Source organism: Haemophilus parainfluenzae, assembly GCF_003252725.1.
GTDB lineage: Bacteria > Pseudomonadota > Gammaproteobacteria > Enterobacterales > Pasteurellaceae > Haemophilus_D > Haemophilus_D parainfluenzae_L.
This window is the reverse complement of record NZ_QEPO01000004.1, coordinates 1-14,778: the sequence shown is the minus strand read 5'-3', so window position 1 is coordinate 14,778 and position 14,778 is coordinate 1. Positions and strand designations below refer to the sequence as shown.

9 protein-coding genes and 4 tRNA genes are annotated in these 14,778 nt (G+C 38.7%); 10 read left to right on the top strand and 3 right to left on the bottom strand.

Annotation, left to right across the window (positions count from 1 at the left end):
- Positions 1-1,149, bottom strand: coding sequence for a hydrogenase 2 small subunit (gene hybO, locus DPV85_RS05935; protein ID WP_005697985.1), 1,149 nt, complete (start codon positions 1,147-1,149; stop codon positions 1-3).
- Between the two features lie 404 nt (positions 1,150-1,553).
- Between hybO and DPV85_RS05930 the strand changes: the two genes are divergently transcribed.
- Together DPV85_RS05930 and DPV85_RS05925 are read left to right on the top strand one after the other, a co-directional pair.
- Positions 1,554-2,111, top strand: coding sequence for a LemA family protein (locus DPV85_RS05930; RefSeq protein ID WP_243584664.1), 558 nt, complete (start codon positions 1,554-1,556; stop codon positions 2,109-2,111).
- Between the two features lie 11 nt (positions 2,112-2,122).
- Positions 2,123-3,010: a DUF3137 domain-containing protein gene (locus DPV85_RS05925; RefSeq protein WP_111327395.1), complete on the top strand. Its 888-nt coding sequence runs from the start codon at positions 2,123-2,125 to the stop codon at positions 3,008-3,010.
- Between the two features lie 64 nt (positions 3,011-3,074).
- Here the strand turns inward: DPV85_RS05925 and DPV85_RS05920 are convergent, their stop codons facing one another.
- Positions 3,075-4,430, bottom strand: a complete 1,356-nt coding sequence (locus tag DPV85_RS05920) for an MFS transporter (protein ID WP_111327394.1) — start codon at positions 4,428-4,430, stop codon at positions 3,075-3,077.
- Positions 4,431-4,626: 196 nt separating this feature from the next.
- Here DPV85_RS05920 and gyrB point away from each other — a divergent pair, with 196 nt between their 5' ends.
- The 4 genes from gyrB (at position 4,627) to DPV85_RS05900 (ending at position 13,102) form a co-directional block, all read left to right on the top strand.
- Positions 4,627-7,053 (top strand): DNA topoisomerase (ATP-hydrolyzing) subunit B, encoded by a 2,427-nt coding sequence (gyrB, locus tag DPV85_RS05915; protein WP_111327393.1) that lies wholly within the window; start codon positions 4,627-4,629, stop codon positions 7,051-7,053.
- A gap of 164 nt (positions 7,054-7,217) precedes the next feature.
- Positions 7,218-9,635, top strand: a complete 2,418-nt coding sequence (locus tag DPV85_RS05910; RefSeq protein ID WP_111327392.1) for a TonB-dependent hemoglobin/transferrin/lactoferrin family receptor — start codon at positions 7,218-7,220, stop codon at positions 9,633-9,635.
- A gap of 70 nt (positions 9,636-9,705) precedes the next feature.
- The gene (locus DPV85_RS05905) at positions 9,706-11,451 is read left to right on the top strand and encodes an ABC transporter ATP-binding protein/permease (protein ID WP_111327391.1); all 1,746 of its coding nucleotides are present in this window, start codon (positions 9,706-9,708) and stop codon (positions 11,449-11,451) included.
- Positions 11,444-13,102: an ABC transporter ATP-binding protein gene (locus DPV85_RS05900; protein ID WP_111327390.1), complete on the top strand. Its 1,659-nt coding sequence runs from the start codon at positions 11,444-11,446 to the stop codon at positions 13,100-13,102. The genes DPV85_RS05905 and DPV85_RS05900 overlap by 8 nt, the downstream gene beginning before the upstream one ends.
- A gap of 40 nt (positions 13,103-13,142) precedes the next feature.
- On the opposite strand, the gene coaA is transcribed toward DPV85_RS05900, so the two are convergent.
- Complete coding sequence (gene coaA, locus DPV85_RS05895; RefSeq protein ID WP_005695046.1) at positions 13,143-14,078, bottom strand: type I pantothenate kinase; 936 nt, start codon at positions 14,076-14,078, stop codon at positions 13,143-13,145.
- 213 nt (positions 14,079-14,291) lie between these two features.
- On the opposite strand from coaA, the gene DPV85_RS05890 reads away from it, so the two are divergent.
- The 4 genes from DPV85_RS05890 (at position 14,292) to DPV85_RS05875 (ending at position 14,677) form a co-directional block, all read left to right on the top strand.
- Positions 14,292-14,367, top strand: a tRNA-Thr gene (locus tag DPV85_RS05890).
- A 30-nt stretch (positions 14,368-14,397) separates the two neighbouring features.
- Positions 14,398-14,482: transfer RNA gene (locus tag DPV85_RS05885), tRNA-Tyr, on the top strand.
- A gap of 41 nt (positions 14,483-14,523) precedes the next feature.
- Positions 14,524-14,598 (top strand) — tRNA-Gly (locus tag DPV85_RS05880).
- A 3-nt stretch (positions 14,599-14,601) separates the two neighbouring features.
- Positions 14,602-14,677 (top strand) — tRNA-Thr (locus DPV85_RS05875).
- Positions 14,678-14,778: the final 101 nt, after the last annotated feature.

Below are 14,778 nucleotides of genomic sequence, written 5' to 3'. Positions count from 1 at the left end.
TTATTTACCTGTATGTTGTTCTTTTTCTGCGGCTTTAGCTTCAGAACGGGCTTTATGTTGAGCGCTTAATTCGCGTAAGGTTACAACACTCACACCAGCTAAGATTGCAGCTGCACCGCCTAATAAACCAATAGCCGTCATGGTTGCACCTGAACCTTCAGTGTTGTTGACATCTGGTTTTTCAACGCGTGGTGTTGGGTTTTCGACACCTGCTAATTGGAAAATACCTTTGGTAAAGCCGACGCCTTTTTCATTACAACCATAGCAAGGATGTCCGATACCGACCGGCCAGTTATTACCGCCGACATCACAGAATTCTAAAGTAGAGCAGTTGCCGTAAGTTTCAGGTCCTTTACAACCAAGATGATACAAACACCAACCGTTGCGGTGACCATAATCACCGTATTCTTTAGCGAAGCGACCAGCATCAAAGTGCGGACGACGATAGCAGTTTTCGTGAATTAAGCGATCGTAGGCGAATAATGGACGATTTAATTTGTCCATTGCCGGTAGTTTCTTATAAGTAAGAATATAAGCGACAGTTGCAAGGAAGTTGTGTGGATTTGGTGGACAACCTGGAATATTAATCACTGGGGTACCTTTTGGTAATACTTCAGACAAGCTGCTTGCACCAGTTGGGTTGCCACCGCTAGAAGGTACGCCGCCCCATGCTGCACAAGAACCGATTGCAATAATCGCTGCAGCACCTTTAGCTGCTTCTTGGATGTGTTCTACAATCGGTTTGCCTGCTACCATACAATAGACGCCGCCGTCTTTCACCGGAATAGATCCATCTACGACTAAAACATATTTTCCATAATACTGTTTAATTGCATTGTGTTTGTTATCTTCAGCTTGTTCCCCAAAGGCTGCAGAAAGAGTTTCGTGGTATTCTAAGGAAATCATTTCCAATACCAAGTTTTCTACTGTTGGGTGGGTCGCGCGTAGCAAGGATTCAGTACAACCCGTACATTCTTGCGCACCAATCCATAATACTGGTGGACGTTTAGGTTCGGTTAAAGCAGCGGTCATTTCTGCCCCCGCTTTTGAACTTAACCCCATAGTCGCCGCAAGCGCGGTACATAACTTCATAAAATCCCGACGGGAAACTTCTGCTAAAGCAGAAAATAATCCATCACTTCGTTGCATATAATCACTCCAATTGGCACGTTACTTGTATGGTTAATCTAGCTATGATATGCCTTGATGCGGGAAATTTATTTGATCGTAATCAAAAATACCCTTATTTTCCTTACAAAATAAGTGGGTAAGTGATTGTTTTTACTTGGTTATTGAGAATGATTGTTATTTATTGACGCCACCTTCACTTGGAGTCCATTTTTTGTACACTAAATCATAATAATAAAGTAAGGATTTGGGCTCAGAAAAACTTCGTGAATATTGACCGCACTTTTGGGTGATATGAATGGGGGAAGTGAATAAAACTAAATTCTTGGTTTTATTGATTTTTATCAACAAAATATTGTCTAAGTGAATAGATTTTATTGTGCTTTTCCCTATACTGAGTAGGGGAAATTTTCTATGGAGAAATAATGATGAATATAGTTGTAGGTATTGTCCTTCTCGGTTTAGCTTTCACTATTTCAATGTATAACAAATTGATTAGAAAACGTAATCAGGTGAGTAGTGTTGAAGCCAGTGTAGATGTTCAGTTGAAACGTCGTTATGATTTATTGCCAAACCTTGTCGCCACCGCCAAGGAATATATGTCGCATGAGCGTAGCCTGCTTGAGCGTATCGTGACGTTACGTGAAAGTGCTAAATCAGCCCATTCTACAAGTGAAAAATTCCAACTCAATAATGAGATTTCGGGTTTATTGCGTCATTTACAGGTTCGTCTAGAAAATTATCCGGATCTGAAAGCCAATCAAAATCTTTTGCAAATTCAGACCACACTTAGTGACGTGGAAGAGCAAATTTCTGCAGCAAGACGTACTTATAATTCAGCAGTTGAAGAGTATAACAATGCTGTGGAAATGTTCCCGTCAAATTTAATTGCAAACTTGTTTAATTTCCAGAAAGGAACATTTTTTGATATTCCTCAGAATGAAGCTCAAGTGCCTAATGTGGGTAATTTATTTAAACAATAAGTGGAAAAAACATGAATACAGCGAAAGAGATTGAAGGGATTCGTTTTCTTGGATTGGAAAAGTTAGATGAGGAACGTTTAGCCATAAAATCGCTCATCAATAAATGGATTATTATGCTATGCGTTGGGTTATTTTTCCTCATCGGAACGATAGGGAATGGGTATCTATTAAGTACAGCTTTAATCCTTGGTGTGCTCATTTATTCTTTTCGTCATTTATTTTTTAAATATAAGCGTTTTATCGCAGAATTTAAAACTCGCGTGATTAATACGATTGTCCAGGAATTTGGTTTTCACTTTAACGCGGATAGAGGCCTGAGTATTGCTGATTTTCTCTCTGTTTATGATAGTGGTCCCGCGACATTCCGTAGTGAGGATTTAATCTTTGGTGAGTTTAATCAAACTGAAGTTGAAATCTGTGATTTTTCAGCATTTAATATGTCGTTGAAAGAGAAATCCGTTAAGGCATTAGGTGCTCAGAATTTCCAAGGCATTTTATTTAAAGCCACTTTCCCTAAAGAACTGGCTCACTGGGTTTATGTTTGCGATAAGAAAGAAGCTGGGTTAAGAAAAGAAGGTGAGATTGCATTGATGGATAATCCGTCTTTTAATCGTTACTTTGATGTCTTTACTGAAGATCAAATCTTAGCCAGATATGCCTTATCGCCTAAGTTAATGGAACGTTTTTGTGGATTGAAAGAGAAATTTAATTGCCCTGTTTCGATGGTGCTTCGTAACCGAGAAGTGATTATTGCACTTAATTTAGGAAAGAATAGTTTTGAACCGTCCTTTGAAAAGTCATTGCTAGAAAACAATACGATTCGTGATTATATTTCGAGTATCAAAGGCTTTACAGATATGGTGAAAGAACTCGGGTTAAATAACCATATTTGGAAATAAGTGTTAATGTAATAAAAAAGACGAGTTTAAATAATAAACTCGTCTTTTTTTATCTAATGAGTTTTTAGGCGTTGTTTGCTGCTTGTGCTTTTTTATGCTCTAAACGTAACACACCTAAATGTGTCATATAGCAACAAAAAATACAGCCTGCTACAGCGAATAATAATAGGTAGAAACCTGCATCCCAACCGAATTTATCAGCCAAAATACCAAATAATGCAGTACCAGAGAAACTACCTAAAATGTAACTTAATAAACCACGTAAACCCGTTGCTGAACCTGCTGCGAAAGAAGGAACTAGCTCGATAGTTTGAAGTGAAGATAAGAACATTGGAACATAAATTAAGCATCCAATAATACCTGCACCGATGGTTACAGTTATTAAGTCACTACCACCCCAGTAAACAAACATTGCTGCGCCCACACCGAATAAGGTGATGATAGCAAGTGGCATACGGCGACCTTTGAAATAAGTATCAGTTAACCAACCTGCTAATAGCGTAGAAGGAATGGCTGCCCATTCAAAGATAGCAAATGCTGTCCCCATTTGAGCTTTAGTGAAACCTTTAGTTTCTAATAAATAAAGTGGTAGCCAGGTTAATACACCAAAACGGATCATGTAAGTGAATACGTCAATGAAAGAAACAAACCATACATTAATGTCTTTCATAATGTAATCACGGAAGATTTCCCATGTGGTTAAGTTGACGTTTTCTTCTTTTGTGACAACTAACTCTTCATTCTCATTTTCAAGAATTTTACCAACTGGTGGTAAACCTTCGTTGTAAGTACGACCCGCACCGAAAATGTAGAAAATAATCGCAACAATAGTAGCAATTGCTACAGGTACAACAAAGTGTGCGGCTTGCCAATGCTCTTGACCTAACCAAGCGATACTTGCACCCGCAATTGGTGCAACTAAACCACCACCTACGTTGTGAGAGATATTGAAGATAGCTGTTGTTACACCACGAGATTTACGCGGGAACCAGCTTGCTAGTACGATGTAAGCTGGACCAGCCCCCATCCCTTGGAAGATACCATTAAGTACACAAAGGAATAAGAATGCCCAGAATGATGCACTAAAGCCCATCATTAAGTTTACTGCTGCCGACATCATTAAGCCGAAAATCATAAAGTGTTTCGGATTTGATTTATCTGCGATTGCAGACATGAAACCTTTACTTAAACCATAAACAATTAACATGGTACCGGAAATAAAACCGATATCTTTTTTGGTGAAACCAAAATCGCTAATTAATTCAGGAGAAGAAAGAAGGAAGTTATTACGTAAAATATAGAATGCCGCATAACCGATAAAGATGCCAAATAATGCATGCCATCTTAAGCGATTATAACGTTCTCTAATTTCCGCATCAGGAACAGGCGTACCTGGATTAGATTTTAGGAATGAAATCATTGAATGTCCTTAAATTTTTAATACAACAAAACTCATTTCTATACAACAAAATGAGGTGGTCAATATAAGGGGAAAAATAGAGATGTCAAATAGTAAATAAAAAATAACGAAAATTTTGACCGCACTTTTATTTCGCAAAATAGTCAGTTTTTTGCTATAATTCCGCACGATTTTCATTACAAAATAGAGAAAAACTATGTCAGAAACACCGGTTACAGAAAATGCTTATGGTGCATCAAGTATTAAAGTCTTAAAAGGGCTTGATGCGGTTCGGAAACGTCCAGGCATGTATATTGGGGATACCGATGATGGAACAGGCCTACACCATATGGTGTTTGAGGTGGTGGATAACGCGATCGATGAAGCCCTTGCGGGTTATTGTTCCGATATTATCGTCACTATTCATGATGATAATTCTGTTTCCGTACAAGATGACGGTCGTGGCATTCCAGTAGATATTCACCCAGAAGAAGGTGTTTCTGCAGCAGAAGTAATCATGACAGTACTTCACGCAGGCGGTAAATTCGATGATAACTCCTATAAAGTATCAGGTGGTTTACATGGCGTGGGTGTTTCGGTAGTAAATGCACTTTCTGATAAATTGCAATTAACCATTCGTCGTCAAGGTCATGTGCATGAGCAATTTTATCACTTGGGTGAGCCTCAAGGACCTTTAACCGTTATTGGTGAAACTCAAGCAACGGGTACAACCGTGCGTTTCTGGCCAAGTCCAGAAATCTTTGCAATTACAACTTTCGATTACAAAATTTTAGCAAAACGCTTACGTGAGCTTTCATTCTTAAATTCTGGTGTATCGATTCGTTTAATCGATAAACGTGATGGCACGGAAGATCACTTCCATTACGAAGGTGGTATTCAGGCATTCGTTGAATATTTAAATAAAAATAAAAATCCAATTCATCCAAAACCATTCTATTTTTCAGCGGAAAAAGACGGCATTGGCGTGGAAGTTGCATTGCAATGGAATGATGGCGTAAACGAAAATGTTTATTGCTTTACCAATAACATTCCACAACGTGATGGTGGTACTCACTTAGCCGGTTTCCGTGGTGCGTTAACGCGTAGCTTAAATAACTATATGGAAAGCGAAGGGTTACTGAAAAAAGAGAAAGTAAGTACTTCAGGTGACGATGCACGTGAAGGTTTGGTGGCGATTATTTCGGTGAAAGTGCCCGATCCTAAATTCTCTTCACAAACAAAAGACAAATTAGTGTCTTCTGAAGTGAAAAGTGCGGTTGAATCTGCCATGAATGAGCGTATGCAGGAATATCTATTAGAAAATCCAGCCGATGCGAAAATCATTGTAAATCAAATTATTACAGCTGCACGTGCGCGTGAAGCCGCACGTAAAGCTCGCGAAATGACCCGTCGTAAAGGCGCATTAGATATTGCTGGGCTTCCAGGAAAATTAGCAGACTGCCAAGAAAAAGACCCAGCTCTTTCAGAACTTTACCTCGTGGAGGGGGATTCAGCAGGCGGTTCTGCAAAATCTGGTCGTGATCGTAAAACTCAAGCAATTTTACCGTTAAAAGGGAAGATTCTTAACGTTGAAAAAGCACGTTTTGACAAAATGCTTTCTTCTCAAGAAGTGGGTACATTAATTACGGCGCTAGGCTGTGGTATTGGCCGCGATGAATATAATCCGGATAAATTACGTTATCATCACATCATTATCATGACTGATGCGGACGTGGACGGTTCACACATTCGCACTTTATTGTTGACCTTCTTCTATCGTCAAATGCCGGAATTAATTGAGCGTGGTTACGTGTATATTGCTCAGCCGCCACTTTATAAAGTGAAAAAAGGTAAACAAGAGCGTTACATCAAAGATAACGACGAAATGGTGCAATATGAGTTAATGCTTGCGTTAGATGGTGCAGCGTTGCATATCAGTGCTAATGCGCCAGCAATGAATGATTTAGTGTTTGAGAAATTAGTAGGCGAATATAACAATGTTCAGAAATTAATTACTCGTTTAAGTCGTTACTATCCTGAGCCATTATTACAAGGTTTGGTTTATCAACCACAATTAACCGTTGAGTTAATGCGTAATGAAAGTGCAGTCGAAAATTGGGCAAATTCTTTTGTTGCGTACTTAACCGTAAAAGAAACGGAAGCACATTTATATTCAGCAAGAACGCAATTTAACAGCGAACGCCAAGTATATGAAGCAGTCATTACTGTTCGTAAACATGGTATTGATACCGATTACTTCATCAACTTTGATTTTGTAACGGGAAATGAATTTGCAAAGATTACCGCATTCGGTCAGCAAGTGAATGGCTTGCTAGAAGAGGGCGCTTACGTTACTCGTGGTGAAAAAACTCAACCCGTTCAATCATTTGAACAAGCTGTTGAATGGTTGATGAAAGAATCTCGCCGTGGCCTAGAAATCCAACGTTATAAAGGGTTAGGTGAAATGAACGCTGAGCAACTTTGGGAAACCACTATGGATCCAAATGCTCGCCGTATGTTAAAAGTATCAATTAAAGATGCAGTTGCAGCAGACCAACTCTTCACCACATTGATGGGTGATGAAGTTGAGCCACGTCGTGAATTCATTGAAATGAATGCATTGAGAGCAAATCTAGACGTTTAGTCTAACACTCAAAAATATCACTAAAAATGACCGCACTTAGGGAAACCAAGTGCGGTATTTTTTTGAGTTAGATCACAAAAATAAAAATAATTCTCAATTGTATCTGTTTTTTTATTTTATTCTTTTTTATAATTCTGCCAATTTTGGTATTTAAGGATAACAATATGAAAAAGAATACATTTTTAGCAGTGACTTACGGGATTTTGCCTGTTGCTGCAGTATCCATTTCTCAATCTTCCTTTGCTGAGGAACAATTAGAAACGATTAATGTTTCTACAGAATTGGATGATTCGACAAAAGCCAATCATTCTGAAAAGAAAACGGCAAAGATTATTCAACAAGAACTCATTCAAAATAACAAAGATCTTGTACGTTATAGTCCTGATGTTGGGGTTGTTGATCAAGGTCGTCATCAAAAAGGTTTCGCTATTCGTGGTGTAGAGGATAACCGCGTAGGTATTAGTATTGATGGAATTGCGTTACCTGATTCAGAAGAAAACTCGCTTTACAAGCGTTATGGTAACTTGAATACTTCTCGTCAAAGTATCGACCCTGAATTAGCTCGAACCATTGATATTGCTAAAGGTGCTGATTCTTTCAACCAGGGGAGTGGTAATATTGGTGGGGGGGTTAATTATCGTACTCTTGAACCCTTTGATATTGTAAGAAACGGTCGAAAATTTGGTGCGTTGTATCGTACTGGTTATGCATCTCGTAATAATGAGTGGACTAATACTTTAGGTATGGCTTATGCAGGCGAAAAAGCGGAAGCATTATTACTTTATTCCAATCGTCACGGGCATGAGATGAAAAGTGCGGGTGGCTATACTATTCCTGAAGACTCACTTTATACGCGTTCTCGCGGCTATAGTAAACAAACTCCAGATGACTCAACGCATAATAATCATAGTTATTTAGCTAAATTTGCATATCGTTTTAATGATAGCCATCGAGTTGGGGTTTCTTATAGTGGTTCACGTAATAAAAATTATGTTATTGAAGATTCAGCAACTACTACTCCGTCAGCTTGGCGTGAGGCAGATGATCGTGCTAAACGTGATACCATCAATATTTTTTATGAATATATGCCAGATTCAAAAATTATTGCATTAGTCAAAACGGACTTAGATTATCAAAAAACAGAAACTTCAGCTATTAATGATGAAGGTTTTCGATCTAAAGATGATGGAGGGCCATTCTATAAGGATGTTAAAACACCAAATGATAGAAATATCAGAATATTTAATACAAAATTTAAGCGTATTAATTTTCGTATTGACAGCCAACCATTAATTTTACGTAATACAACTCATACGTTATCGTTTAAAACATCATTTTCAGAAAGAGAATTTGATGTGCTACATAAGGACTCTTATTTTGATGAAAAAACTTGGTCTTATGGACAAGAGTTTCTTGAAACGATGATGATGCCAGTGAAAACTCACCATCACTTTATGTCTTTAAAAGATAATGTTGAATTTACTCCAGAGTGGAAAGGTCATTTAGGTTTACGATATGACTGGGCCAAGCACGAACAGCAAAGTTTGAATGGATTAGCTTGTAAGCCTTGCCGAAAAGTTGATAATGCTAAATTTCATAATATTAGTTGGACAGTTGGTATTGAAAAAACAATCAATGATGATTGGAAATTAGGTTACAACCTTGGAACAGGTTTCCGTATACCAAATGCATCTGAAATGTATTTTGATTATCGAAATAATCCAGCTGGTGCTTGGATGTCAAATCCTAATTTAAAAGCAGAACGTAGTTTAACCCAAAATTTAATATTGCAAGGTAATGGTAACTTAGGTTACCTCACAGTTAATTTACATCATACAAATTACAAAGATTTTTTGTATGAACAAGAAACAGTGGAAAATTACATATCTTACGGCAGACCTTGGTGGCGTCCAGTTCAACAAATGCAAAATATTGATTCTGCAAAAATTTATGGTGTTGAATTTACAGGTAAGCTTAACTTAAATGAAGTTACACCAATACCAAATGGTTGGAAATTATTTGGTTCGTTAGGTTACAGTAAAGGGAGTATGTCTAACGGGGCTAGCTTAATGTCGCTTCAACCAATTAAGGTTATTATTGGACTTGATTATGAACATCCAGATGGCAAGTGGGGAATTTTTTCTCGTCTGACTTATCTTGCCGGAAAAAAAGCGAAGGATGCCAAATATGTCAAAGCAGACTCAACACAGCGTTGTTTGAAAGAAAAAACAGTAGTGTCTACTGATCCTTGGTCTGGATCTCAAATAACAGGAACAGAGTGTCAGCAATATTCCGAGGATGTATCAATCGAAACATGGAAACATCTAAATGGGAAGGCCTTTGTATTTGATATGTTTGGTTTCTATAAACCAACAGATGATATTACTCTACGTGCGGGTGTTTACAATGTATTTAATCGTAAATATCACACTTGGGATGCTTTGCGTGGATTAAATAATACAGGGGGTAAAATAAACTCTGTAGGGTTGTACCCTAATTTTACATATGGTGGTTATCCTGGTCTTGAACGCTTCTATGCACCAGGCCGTAACTTCGCAGCATCTGTTGAAATTCGTTTTTAATTATTAAATTGTTTATAGCAAAGTACGCATAGTAATGTGCGTACTTCTTTTTGTTTTTAGGAGCAATATTATGATGATAGATAAACGCCTAATTAACACGGTGGCCGACAGTAAAAAATGGATTGGCATTACGGTGTTATGGAACTGGGTGGCGTTAATTGGCGGGATTATCAGTGCCGTCGTGTTTTCTTATATTTTACAGGCGGCTTATTTTAACGAATTGGGCCCACTAAGTGCGGTCATTTTGGGCATTGTTTTAATTGCCGCTTTGGCATTGCGTGCCTTTGCGGGTAAAAAATCGGTGCAGGCCTCTTATTTTGCCAGTACGAAAGTAAAACATGAGCTGCGTAGCCTCATCTATCGTAAATTGGCTTCCATGCCACTTAACCAAGTGAATCAACAATCTACTTCAAGTATTATCCAAGTGGCTTCAGAAGGCGTAGAACAACTTGAAATCTATTTCGGACGTTATTTGCCACAGCTTTTTTATAGCTTGCTTGCCCCGCTCACACTCTTCGCTTTTCTGATCTTTTTCAGCTTTAAAACAGCCGTGATTTTGCTGATTTGCGTGCCGCTTATTCCAATGTCTATTATTGCAGTGAATAAAATTGCGAAAAAACTCTTGGCAAAATATTGGTCCATTTATGTGGGGTTAGGGAGCAGTTTTTTAGATAACCTACAAGGTTTAATCACGCTAAAAATTTACCAAGATGATGCTTATAAAGCGAAAGCGATGGATGAAGAAGCAGAACATTTCCGCAAAATCACTATGAGAGTACTTACCATGCAGCTTAACTCGGTATCACTGATGGATTTACTGGCTTACGGAGGTGCGGCAATCGGGATTTTAACGGCTTTGTTGCAATTTCAAGCTGATCAATTAACCGTATTAGGTGTTATTTTATTTATTCTGCTTTCTTCTGAATTCTTTATTCCGCTTCGTTTATTGGGTTCTTTCTTCCATGTGGCGATGAATGGTAAAGCGGCATCAGATAAGATCTTTACATTGTTAGATACGCCAGTGGAAACTCAAGCTCAAGCGGTCGATTTTGCAGCGAAAAATGCCATTCAAGTGGATATTCAAGATCTGCATTTTGCTTACAGCGAAGAGAAACCAGCGATTACAGGCTTAGATTTAAGCATCTTACCAAATCAACTTACGGTATTTGTGGGTAAAAGTGGTTGTGGTAAATCTACCTTGGTTTCATTGCTAATGGGCTTTAATAAAGCGCAACAAGGCAAAATTCTATTCAACGGCCAAGAAATTCAAGAGATTGATCGTCATTCGTTTTACGAAAAAGTCTCTTTGGTGAGCCATAGCAGTTATGTGTTTAAAGGTACGCTACGTGAAAACATGAAGATGGCGAAAATTGATGCCACAGATGAGAAAATTTATGCGTGTTTAGAGCAAGTCAATCTGGCGCAATTCGTTCGAGATAATGGTGGATTAGATATGCAGCTATTAAGCCGTGGCGCGAATTTATCTGGCGGTCAAATTCAACGTTTAGCTTTAGCACGCGCGTTATTACATAATGCAGCGCTTTATATTTTTGATGAAGCGACCAGTAACATTGACGTGGAAAGCGAAGAAATTATTTTGCAGTTCATTCAGCAATTTAAACAACAAAAAACCATTGTGATGATTTCTCACCGCTTGGCGAATGCCGTGAATGCTGATTGCATTAATGTACTTAAGCAAGGCAAATTGATTGAGCAAGGCACGCATAAAGAGCTCATGGCAAAACAAGGTGCGTATGCTGAAATGTTCCAACAACAAAAAGATTTAGAACAAATTAGAGAGGTGGCAAATGCGTAAAAATGGTTTTGTTGTGATGGGGCATTTGTTGAAATTAGTGACTCCACTGGCGCATATCATGGCGTTTACTATCACCATGGGAACGCTCGGTTTCCTTGCCGCTATTTTTATTATGGTGCTTGGTGCGATGGGTTTAGTGAACCTTCTCAACTTTGACACCCATTTAAGTTTTTCTGGAATTTTGACCGCACTTATCGTGTTGGCGGTAGCTCGTGGTGCGTTGCGTTATTTAGAGCAAATGTCCGGGCACTATATTGCTTTTAAATTATTGGCATTATTGCGCGATAAAGTGTTTTCTTCTTTACGTCGCTTGGCTTTTGTGAAGTTGCAAGACAAACAAGCGGGGCAATTAGTGTCATTAGTCACCAATGATATTGAATTGCTCGAAGTATTCTATGCACATACTATCGCGCCAATTATGATCGCGTTTTTTACCTCTGCGATTTTATTGTTGGTCTTTGGGCATCTTTCTGGCTGGTTTGTACTTGTGGCATTGTCTGCGTATTTAACGGTGGGTGTAATTCTACCCATTATCACCACCAAATTGGCGCGTGAAGATGGCAGACGCTATCGTGAATTAGTAGGCGAAATGAATGATTTCTTCCTCGACAGTGTGCGAGGTATGAAAGAAATTCAGCTGTTCGGTTATGCGAAACAACGGTTAGATGAAATTCAGCAACGCAGCCAAAAAATTGATACGGCTTTTGAACGTATTAAAGACCAAGAAGCGAAAGTACGTGTTTACACTGAAGTGGCGGTATCGGCGTTTAACATCATTATGTTATTCACGGGTTTAATTTTGTTTAGCCTAGATAAAATTGATTTTTCTGCCTTTTTAATTGGCGTGATTTTATTGATGTCGAGCTATGGCCCGGTTATTGCGTTAAGTAACCTTTCAAGCAACTTGTTACAAACCTTGGCTTCTGGTGAGCGTGTATTGAGCTTGCTAGCGGAAGAACCCGAATTAAAAGACGTAGAAAGTGCGATCGATTTGAAAGAGGTTTCTCGTATTGATGTTGAGAACGTAAACTTTGCCTACGGTGAAGAACAAATTTTATCGGATGTTAGCTTGTCTGTGAAAAAGGGTGAAATCTTAGGGATTCATGGCAGAAGCGGCAGTGGTAAAAGTACCCTGTTAAAACTGCTGATGCGTTTTTACGATCCTAAATCGGGTAGCATTAAAATTAACGGTGAAACTTTGCCGAATATCAATACCCGTAGTTTGCGTGACAATATGGCGTACATTACCCAGCAAACCTATATTTTCAACGAAACTATCGAGGAAAATATTCGCCTTGCTCGCCGTGATGCAACATTAGAAGAAATTATGGAAGCAGCGAAGAAAGCCTCAATTCATGATTTCATTTTGAGTTTGCCAGAAGGCTATCAAACGAAAATGACCGAATTGGGTGGCAATCTCTCTGATGGTGAAAAACAACGTATCGGTATTGCTCGAGCATTCCTACACAAGGCACCGATTATTTTACTCGATGAACCGACCAGTAATTTGGACAGCTTAAACGAAGCGATGATTTTGAAATCATTGTTGAATGTGAAAGCAGAAAAATTGATTATTCTCGTGAGTCATCGCCAATCCACCATGGCTATTTGTGATCAGGTGATTGGTATTGAGAATGGAAGGATGTCGTAAGGTAGGTGAGAAAAAGAGCGATCAAATTGACCGCTCTTTTTTATTTTCTTAATTTCACTAATTCAACTTCGTGATTTTCACCTTTTCTAAGAATCAGATTGGCGCGCTCACGAGTCGGCAGAATGTTTTGTTTTAAATTCAATCCGTTAATGTTATCCCAAATGTTGCTGGCCGTTTCAATAGCTTCTTGCTCCGAGAGATTAGCATAATGTTTAAAATAGGAATCCGGATTGGTGAAAGCACTTTGACGGAATTTTAAGAATCGTTTGATGTACCATTCTTTGAGCAAGTTTTCGTCTGCATCAACGTAAATGGAGAAATCCACAAAATCAGACACGAAGGTTTGATTGGCTTTATTTGAACCTGTTTGAAGGACGTTTAACCCTTCTAAAATTAGAATATCCGGTTGATCGACAATATCAAATTTATCAGGAACGATATCGTAAGTCAGATGAGAGTAAATAGGCGATTTTACAGATGGCTTGCCTGATTTGATATCAGCTAAAAAACGAATTAATTTGGCCGTATCATAAGAAATAGGGAAGCCTTTTTTTTGTAGCAAATCATCTTTTTTTAGTTTTTCTAATGGGTACAGGAAACCATCGGTAGTGATTAAATCAACTTTTCGTTCGGTAGGCCAATGAGTTAGTAGCGATTGCAAAATACGTGCTGATGTACTTTTCCCAACAGCCACACTGCCAGCGATACTAATGATGTAAGGAACTTTAGGGCTTTGTCCGCCAAGAAAACGATTTAAAACGGTTTGGCGACGAAGGTTTTCATCAATATAGTAGTTGATGAGACGTGCAAGTGGCAGGTAAATGGTGCTCACTTCATCGAGAGAAAGCTCTTCATTAAAACCTAAAAGCGGTTTGAGATCTTGCTCCGTTAATTTTAGCGGAACAGATTTTCTTAATTCAGCCCACTGCTGACGACTAAAGTTTAGAAAGGGCGTTAGTTGTTCGGTAATTTCCACGATGCTTTATATCTAGAGTGAAAAAATTGGACAAAATATACCCTATAAATGAGTTGTGATCATCGTTTTTTATTAAAAGTGGTGAGTTTTAAATCAAGAATGTGGTTTTTTGCTTGTAAATTAGACGAATAGTTAAAAAAAACGTATTTTTCATAAAAAAAACTTGTCAGGCATAAAATTTTCCATATAATACGCCTCACTTGCTTACAACACGCCGACTTAGCTCAGTAGGTAGAGCAACTGACTTGTAATCAGTAGGTCACCAGTTCGATTCCGGTAGTCGGCACCATCCTTTAGTAAACAAGTATTCATTTAGCGTGGAGGGGTTCCCGAGCGGCCAAAGGGGGCAGACTGTAAATCTGTTGGCTCAGCCTTCGAAGGTTCGAATCCTTCTCCCTCCACCATTTTCTAAATGAATTCTGATGGGACAGATGAATTTAGGACTGCGGGCATCGTATAATGGCTATTACCTTAGCCTTCCAAGCTAATGATGCGGGTTCGATTCCCGCTGCCCGCTCCAAACGCTGATATAGCTCAGTTGGTAGAGCGCACCCTTGGTAAGGGTGAGGTCGGCGGTTCAAATCCGCCTATCAGCACCAGCCTTCCAAATTCCTCTCTCCTTATTAAATAGTAATGATTTTATTGGTTAATGTGGTTTAATTTACCCATCGATAACCGTGTCTATTTAGAGGGACTCTTT

What these genes read in the sequence shown, in the direction of transcription:
- gyrB (WP_111327393.1), top strand. Translation starts at nt 4,627, where the DNA reads ATGTCAGAAACACCGGTTACAGAAAATGCTTATGGTGCATCAAGTATT.
- DPV85_RS05910 (WP_111327392.1), top strand. Translation starts at nt 7,218, where the DNA reads ATGAAAAAGAATACATTTTTAGCAGTGACTTACGGGATTTTGCCTGTT.
- DPV85_RS05925 (WP_111327395.1), top strand. Translation starts at nt 2,123, where the DNA reads ATGAATACAGCGAAAGAGATTGAAGGGATTCGTTTTCTTGGATTGGAA.
- DPV85_RS05930 (WP_243584664.1), top strand. Translation starts at nt 1,554, where the DNA reads ATGATGAATATAGTTGTAGGTATTGTCCTTCTCGGTTTAGCTTTCACT.
- DPV85_RS05920 (WP_111327394.1), bottom strand. Translation starts at nt 4,430, where the DNA reads ATGATTTCATTCCTAAAATCTAATCCAGGTACGCCTGTTCCTGATGCG.
- DPV85_RS05905 (WP_111327391.1), top strand. Translation starts at nt 9,706, where the DNA reads ATGATGATAGATAAACGCCTAATTAACACGGTGGCCGACAGTAAAAAA.
- DPV85_RS05900 (WP_111327390.1), top strand. Translation starts at nt 11,444, where the DNA reads ATGCGTAAAAATGGTTTTGTTGTGATGGGGCATTTGTTGAAATTAGTG.
- hybO (WP_005697985.1), bottom strand. Translation starts at nt 1,149, where the DNA reads ATGCAACGAAGTGATGGATTATTTTCTGCTTTAGCAGAAGTTTCCCGT.